This window comes from Vibrio sp. S11_S32, from assembly GCF_014694465.1.
Lineage (GTDB): Bacteria > Pseudomonadota > Gammaproteobacteria > Enterobacterales > Vibrionaceae > Vibrio > Vibrio algicola.
In genome coordinates, this window is the sequence record NZ_JAAUWS010000074.1 from 1 (window position 1) to 8,475 (window position 8,475).

Sequence of the window (8,475 nt, forward strand, 5' to 3'; positions counted from 1 at the left end):
GAAGATGTTGAAGAATATATCCGGTATTACAACCATGAAAGGTTGCATACTACGCTTGGTGATTTAACGCCAATCGACTATGAAAAATTACAAAGTCAGGTGTCCTATTGGGCTTGACCAGAATAAACACCTGAAATTAGTCACTTTGGAGATGTTCCGTTTTTGTTAAGTTCACGCTAAATATGAGAGTATCTATTTGCGTTTGTTGTCAAGTAAGCAATAATGGCGCACATTCAAACTCCCTTGGTTTCCAACGTCATGCGCTACGCTTTTATCATACTGTCCACCTTCCTTTCTTGTTTTAGCTCTATCGCTTTAGCCGCACCGACTACCTCTGCTGCTCATCAGCAAATTATTGAGCAAAATAAAAACATTGAGTTTCTCACCAATCAAGCCTTAACGGCGACTGGTAACCAATTATCGATTATTCAATTAGAATTGTTTGATAGTAATAGTGCATTACGAAGTAGTCTTTCAGATGCGATTGGAAGCAAAAACCCAGAGACATCTTTTCTGATTGAACAAATAAAAATCCAAATTGCGAATGACCATAAATACCTCACCTATTTGGAAAGTAGCATCACCGAGTTACAACAAAAAACTCAAGAAGCCAGTAAAGAAGACCGCTTGTTGCTACAAATTCCATTAAACGAGCACCGTCAAATTTTAGCCAAAATCTATCAATTTCAATATCAAAATTATGTCTGGCTCAAAAAACTGGGTGAGAATGATACTGCGGAGATGACGAAATTTACCCATCAAGTCAATCTTGCGGCTAAGTTTACTGCCGCCTCATTGCATTATTCATTGACTCGCCAAAGCTCTCTCAATGAGCAATTGACCAAAGTTCCAGTGGCGCAAAAAGGTCCATTTGAACTCGAACTCAGTTACTTGCAGCGTAATATAGATACCTACAGTAAAATGTTAACCATTTATATCGATATTGCCGAGCCGCTTGGTTTAGATACGGTAAACTTTAAGCATCAACTGTTTACTGCTACTGGCGCAATTACTCACGATTTTATCAGTTGGGCGATGGTGACCTCGACAGTATCAAGTGTCGGAAGCAATATTGGCAAATGGCTAATGTCCAACAGCCCAAATTTGATTTTTAATCTGTTTATGTTTTTGTTGGTGCTCACCATTGCCCACTTCATAGCCAAAGGCGCCAATGTACTGGTCACCAATACGGTAAAAACTGGGCATTTGAAACTGAGCAACCTGATGCAGCAGTTTTTAGTTTCAATGTCGATGAAGCTTATTTATTCGATCGGTTTTCTGGTTGCATTGGCACAAATAGGCTTAGATTTAACCCCTATTCTGGCAGGCTTCGGTGTGGCTGGTATTATTATTGGTTTTGCATTGCAAGATACTTTATCTAATTTCGCTTCAGGTATTATGGTACTTATTTATCGGCCATTTGATGTCGGTGATTGGGTGAGCGCAGCGGGCGTTGAGGGTAAGGTTAGCCATGTTAGTTTAGTTAACACCACCATTCGAACCTTTAACAATGAAGTATTATTGATCCCTAACTCAAAAATTTGGACCGATGTGATCATTAACCGTACTTACGAAAAAGTGCGCCGCGTTGATATGATTTTTGGTATTAGCTACAAAGATTCCATTCCTCATGCAGAAGAAATTTTCAAAGCTATTTTAGATGATGATCCGCGAGTGCTTCGCAGCCCAGAACCCATTATTCAAGTCGACTCTCTTGGTGATAACTCGGTTAATTTTGTAGTACGACCTTGGGTTAAAACCGATGACTTAACCGATGTACGACGCGAAGTAACTCGTGAAGTGAAAATGCGTTTTGATGCAGAAGGGATCAGCATTCCATTCCCACAGCGTGATGTTCATATCCATCAGATTGATACTAGCCTATAGCGAGTTATACCATTTATCTTAAAAATAATGACCATTCTTGCCTAATATTTAGAATGGTCATTAGCAACTACTAAGCTTCATTTGATCTTCCCCACAGTTAAATAAACGCCTAATTTCAATAAGTAACACATAAGGCACTTAATTATAGGAAATCACTTCTATATTTAATCATAAATTGATCCAGTTACAGATTTATAAGCAGTCGTTTGCTATTATCTATCTAACTTTGCTATTTCTCTTCTTTCTGGCCATCGAAATCAAGATAATGAATAAAAAAACACTACCCTCAATCATCATCATCATTATCGTCCTTATCAGTATTTGGTCGATCACTTATACCACTACGCAATTTTATAATGTTGATAAGTGCCTGACCAATACCATCGATGCTATTTTCACCAAAACGGTTGATGCTAGCTATGACATCATTGACACCACCATCAATGAATCACTAAAAAACTATTTACGTGGTATTGCGGTCACCATGAAAGATATGCTTGATGCCAGTAAGAATATGGATCTCAACCAAAATAAGATAAATCACTTTCTAGACAAATTTGTCGCTGAAACCCGCATTGGCGACAATGGCTATATTTCCATTCTCAATAACAAGGGAACACTACTCACCCACCCTTATTTAAAAGGCAAAAACCTAGCGGAAGATAATTTCATTCAGACTCAGCTTTCTAACGATCAATCCATGACTGAATATAAATGGAAAAACCCAGGCGAGAAAGAAGCCCGTTTAAAGGTCGCTTATTCGATGAAACTAAGCAATGGTAATGTAATTAATGTCTCAGTCTATAAAGACGAAATGGTCAAACTGGTCGACCGCGAACTGCTAAAACAAAAGCTTGAAAAATACAACTTCGGTAAAACTGGTTATGTGTATGTGGTCGACAGCCATGGTCGACTCGTGCTGCACCCAACCAATGAAGGCCAATCTATTCGAGTGTTGATTGGTGATAGTACTGATGACTTCTTAGCTGCGGTTAAAAAGAAACCTGAAGGGTCATTTACTTACCCTTTAACTATTAATAATAAAACCATCATGAAAACGGTAGCGTATAAATACTACCCTTATCTCGACTGGATTATTGCATCTGGTATTTCAAACTCTGAGCTGAAGCAACCAACGAACTTACTATCTAAAAGCCTGATAATGGCGGGGTTAAGTTTTGCAATGATCATCAGTATCTTGATCTGTATTTTAAGTAAACGTCACAACAAGCTAATTTTAGCGGAAAAAAAAGACTTTCTGACTGGACTCAACAATCGCCGCCGCTTTATGGAACTGGCGCAAGTGGTTGAACAAACTTCATCTAATATTTATTCGATTGTCTTATTTGATATCGATAAATTTAAAAACATTAATGACACTTACGGTCATGGTGAAGGTGAAGGTGATGAAGTCATTCGGGAAGTGGCACACGTCCTCAAGCAATTTGAGTCAAGCAATGTGTTTGTTTCACGTCATGGCGGTGAAGAGTTTATCTTACTACTGAATGATATTGATGAAATTGAAGCTAAATCTATCGCTGAAGGCATTCGAATTAGGATTTCAAAAATCACATCACTGAAATGTCGATTTACCATTAGTGGTGGTGTTTTTGAAGCCGATTCAGATAAACATAACTTAACCGAAGCGATCGCCTTTGCTGACGAAGGCTTGTATGAAGCAAAAGAAAGCGGTCGTAATAAAGTCGTCATTAAACATACCTAGTGTTTTATCAACTCTGTTGAATGGAAGAACAGTCAAACCTCTACTACTAAATATTTAAAATCAACATAGCCAAGGTGATATGCCTTGGCTTTTTTGTATCTCAATTTCACATCATATCAAGGTTAAAACTGGCATCTTGTTATATTTGCTCACACCATCGTTATCACGCCCTCACCCGCACAAAACCTTGCACATCCAAAACTAAACAAAATTTGTATTTTTTATAAAAATATTTTATTATTTACGATAATTAATGACAAAACGTGATCCAGATCAACACCATATTGGCTCAGTATTGGTAATTTTATCTAAAATAGTTGAGCGAAGATTAATGCGAGAATTTATAGCTAATTCGACTTTTATTATCAATAATTCATCGAATATCACTTGAAATTAATCGTATAAAGACTACGCTTACTTGGATTCAAATAGACGGTCAGTCTATCCATAAATGAATAAATCAAAAGCTATCAAACCCTATACTTTAGTGGTATGTTATTGCTCGATTTATTCGACGAGGACGTTAGGATACTTTCCCTTCGACTCTCGCGCTTTGAGCAAGGATGTTCACACAATAGTAACAATACCAATAGAGAATATATCTCATCTATTGGTATTGTTATTAATCAGAGTGTACTGGTGCCTTAGGGCGATAGTCCCACTTCTTTTAGTGCGCTATTACAGTACGTATTTTTTCTACTAAAAAGGTAGGTATGTCATGGCAGAGCAATTTGCTAAAGCTTGGGAAGGTTTTGCACAAGGTGATTGGCAAAACGAAGTAAACGTTCGTGATTTCATTCAAAAGAACTACGCACCTTATGAAGGTGATGAATCTTTCCTAGTTTCTGAGGGTACTGAAGCAACTGACGCGCTTTGGGCTCAAGTAATGGAAGGCATCAAGATTGAGAACAAAACTCTTGCTCCTCTTGATTTCGACACTTCTGTTATTTCTACTATCACTTCGCATGAAGCTGGATACATTAACAAAGATCTTGAAACTATCGTTGGTCTTCAAACTGAAGCTCCTCTGAAACGCGCTATCATCCCTAACGGTGGTATTCGCATGGTTGAAGGTTCTTGTAAAGCATACGGTCGTACTTTAGACCCACAAGTATCTAAAATCTATTCTGAGCTACGTAAAACACACAACCAAGGTGTGTTTGACATCTACACTCCAGACATCATGAAATGTCGTAAATCTGGCGTATTGACTGGTCTTCCTGATGCATACGGCCGTGGTCGTATCATTGGTGATTACCGTCGTATCGCGCTTTACGGTATCGACATGTTAATGAAAGATAAATTAGCACAATTCACTTCGCTACAAGAGCGTTTTGAAAATGGTGAAGATCTTACTCTTACTATGCAACTTCGTGAAGAGATCTCTGAGCAATATCGTGCTCTAGGTCAAATCAAAACTATGGCAGCATCTTACGGCTGTGATATTTCTGAGCCTGCACAAACTGCACAAGAAGCAATTCAGTGGACTTACTTCGGCTACCTAGCTGCGGTTAAATCTCAAAACGGCGCGGCAATGTCTCTTGGCCGTACTTCTACCTTCCTTGATATCTTCATCGAGCGTGATATTGCTGCTGGCAAAATCACTGAAGCACAAGCGCAAGAAATGATCGATCACTTCGTAATGAAGTTACGTATGGTTCGTTTCCTACGTACTCCTGAATACGATGAGTTGTTCTCTGGTGACCCAATCTGGGCAACAGAATCAATGGGTGGTATGGGTCTTGACGGTCGTACTCTAGTAACACGTACTAACTTCCGTTTCCTAAACAGCCTATACACTATGGGTCCAAGCCCAGAGCCGAACATTACCGTTCTTTGGTCTGAAAAACTTCCTGCTGGCTTTAAGCACTTCTGTGCAAAAGTATCTATCGATACTTCTTCTATCCAGTACGAAAATGATGACCTAATGCGTCCTGACCTAGCATCTGATGATTACGCAATCGCTTGTTGTGTATCACCAATGGTTGTTGGTAAGCAAATGCAGTTCTTTGGTGCTCGTGCTAACTTAGCAAAAACTATGCTTTACACCATCAATGGTGGCGTAGATGAGAAACTGAAAATCCAAGTTGGTCCTAAACTAGAAAAGATTACTTCTGAAGTACTTGACTACGACGAGCTATGGGAAAAAATGGACCACTTCATGGATTGGTTAGCGACTCAATACGTTACAGCATTGAACTCTATCCACTACATGCACGACAAGTACAGCTACGAAGCATCACTAATGGCTCTTCATGACCGTGACGTTCGTCGTACAATGGCTTGTGGTATTGCTGGTCTATCTGTTGCAGCCGATTCACTATCTGCAATCAAATACGCTAAAGTAACTCCAATTCGTGACGAAGACGGCCTAGCGCTAGACTTCAACATCGAAGGTGATTACCCTAAATTTGGTAACAACGATTCACGCGTAGATGATATCGCATGTGAACTAGTATCAACATTTATGGGCAAAATCCGTAAACTTAAAATGTACCGCGATGCAACGCCAACACAATCTATCCTAACTATCACGTCTAACGTGGTATACGGTAAGAAAACTGGTAACACACCAGATGGTCGTCGCGCTGGTACTCCATTCGCTCCAGGTGCTAACCCTATGCACGGTCGCGATGAGAAAGGTGCTGTAGCATCTCTAACATCAGTAGCAAAACTACCGTTTGCTGATGCACAAGATGGTATTTCTTACACCTTCTCTATCGTACCTAACGCACTAGGTAAGACTGACGAAGCGAAGAAAGCGAACCTTGCTGGCCTAATGGATGGTTACTTCCACCATGAAGCGTCTGTAGAAGGTGGTCAACACCTTAACGTTAACGTTCTTAACCGCGAAACTCTAGAAGACGCCGTTAAGCACCCAGAGCTATATCCTCAGCTAACTATCCGTGTATCTGGATACGCTGTACGATTCAACTCTTTAACAGCAGAACAACAACAAGACGTAATCGCACGTACTTTCACTGAAACTATGTAATTTATATTTAATATAGACTTTCAGTCATAAAGCCCTACTCTTCGGAGTGGGGCTTTTTTCGTTTGCTCCTGTCACTCTTTGCTTCTAGTAACACATTCTTATTAAAGAAAATCACTTAATCCCATCATTACCCTATTTTACCAACTACATTTGTAATAAAATAAAGACATAAATTTACAGAGGATTAATCCAATGCCAGCAACTGGTCGAATTCACTCTTATGAGTCTTGTGGTACGGTCGATGGACCGGGTATCCGCTTCATTGTTTTCACACAAGGCTGCATGATGCGCTGTATGTATTGCCATAATCGTGATACTTGGGATACGCATGGCGGTAAAGAAGTAACCGTAGAAGAAATCATCACGGAAGCGAAATCTTATCGCCATTTTATGAAAGCCTCTGGTGGCGGTATTACTTGCTCAGGTGGTGAAGCTATGTTGCAACCTGAATTTGTCCGCGATTTATTTAAATCGGCACATGAAGAAGGCATTCACACTTGCCTAGATACCAATGGTTATATTCGCAAACATACCGATGTGATTGATGAAGTATTAGCTGTTTCAGATCTTGTGATGCTCGATATAAAGCACATGAAAGATGAGATTCATCATGACTTTATTGGTGTTTCTAACCGTCGCACATTAGACTTTGCTCGTTACTTACACAAAATTGGTCAAAAAACTTGGGTTCGTTATGTGATTGTTCCTGGTTATACCGATGATGTAGAGTCAGTCGAGATGCTCGGAGAGTTCATTAAAGATATGGACAACATCGAAAAAATAGAACTGCTTCCTTATCACCAATTAGGTGCGCATAAATGGGAGGCATTAGGCTTTGATTATCCATTGGATGGCGTGAATCCGCCGCCAAAAGAAACCATGGAGCTCATGGTCGAAACTTTGAGTAAATATCATGATAATGTGATTTACTAGTTGGTAACTCATTATCCTGTTTAATAACGAGTTAATTTAATAACAACGCATTCAACTATCACACCACTGCGGCTTTCTTTTTAACACCAAGGGAATAACTCAAAATAGTCGCAGTGAATTCCCATTTTTCACTTTTCGAGGTCACACATGGAAATGACAAACGCACAACGCCTGATCCTGTCAAATCAATACAGCATTATGGAACAACTAGAACCAGCTAACGCCGAAAAATACAAGCGTTTACAAACCATTGTCGAGCGTGGTTACGAACTTCAAATGCGCGAACTTATCAAACACTTTGGCTGCATTGAAGAAAGCCAATGTCGTGAAATTATCGATATCATGGAAATGTATCACGCATTGCAAGAGTCAAATAATATGCTAGCTGATACTGACAAAGCACAAGTTGATCAACGTCGTCTACAGTTCTTAGGTTTTGACATTGCAACTGAGCATCAAGCAGTAAATTATGTTCGTTTCTTAGTTGATTCTGAAGGTCTGTACCCTCAATTTGATAAAGCAGATCATTACTTTAATGCTCAAATGCCAATGACTGAAAAATACCGCAGAATGGTGATCACATGGCGCAACTGCCCTCGTCAATACCACCTTTCAGCAACGGAATTAACGCAAATTTTTAATGCTTAATTTTTCGTTTTAAAGCCCAAACATTAACGACCCGTGAGTTATTATTCATGGGTCGTTTTTTATTGTGGCTATTCCTAGTTTACACCGATTAAAAGTATCACCTTCCAGCCTAACCTCCGACTACTTCAAACAAATTCAATAAAAATAAACCCTAAATAACACTAATGCCGATCATTTAAGATCTTAAAATAGTGGTTGAACGATCCTATAGCTGTGTAAAAATCCTAGCATATTTAATATGCTAGGATTTTTTATGGACGTTTCTCAAGCGCTTAATGTCATCAATAAT

The 8,475-nt window shown here is 39.3% G+C and carries 6 protein-coding genes; all 6 read left to right on the top strand.

From position 1 onward, the window contains the following. The coding region (locus HC723_RS15940) for an IS3 family transposase (protein ID WP_190338159.1) at positions 1 to 117 on the top strand (117 nt) is incomplete at its 5' end. A 105-nt stretch (positions 118 to 222) separates the two neighbouring features. Next, positions 223 to 1,887: a mechanosensitive ion channel family protein gene (locus tag HC723_RS15945; RefSeq protein ID WP_190339783.1), complete on the top strand. Its 1,665-nt coding sequence runs from the start codon at positions 223 to 225 to the stop codon at positions 1,885 to 1,887. A gap of 265 nt (positions 1,888 to 2,152) precedes the next feature. Further along, positions 2,153 to 3,610 (top strand): diguanylate cyclase domain-containing protein, encoded by a 1,458-nt coding sequence (locus HC723_RS15950; protein ID WP_190339784.1) that lies wholly within the window; start codon positions 2,153 to 2,155, stop codon positions 3,608 to 3,610. A 718-nt stretch (positions 3,611 to 4,328) separates the two neighbouring features. Next, complete coding sequence (pflB, locus tag HC723_RS15955; RefSeq protein WP_190339785.1) at positions 4,329 to 6,605, top strand: formate C-acetyltransferase; 2,277 nt, start codon at positions 4,329 to 4,331, stop codon at positions 6,603 to 6,605. A 192-nt stretch (positions 6,606 to 6,797) separates the two neighbouring features. Further along, positions 6,798 to 7,538: a pyruvate formate lyase 1-activating protein gene (gene pflA, locus HC723_RS15960; RefSeq protein WP_190339786.1), complete on the top strand. Its 741-nt coding sequence runs from the start codon at positions 6,798 to 6,800 to the stop codon at positions 7,536 to 7,538. Positions 7,539 to 7,685: 147 nt separating this feature from the next. After that, a complete protein-coding gene (locus tag HC723_RS15965) occupies positions 7,686 to 8,186 on the top strand; it encodes a YfbU family protein (protein ID WP_153446875.1) in 501 nt (166 codons plus the stop codon). Positions 8,187 to 8,475 lie beyond the last annotated feature (289 nt).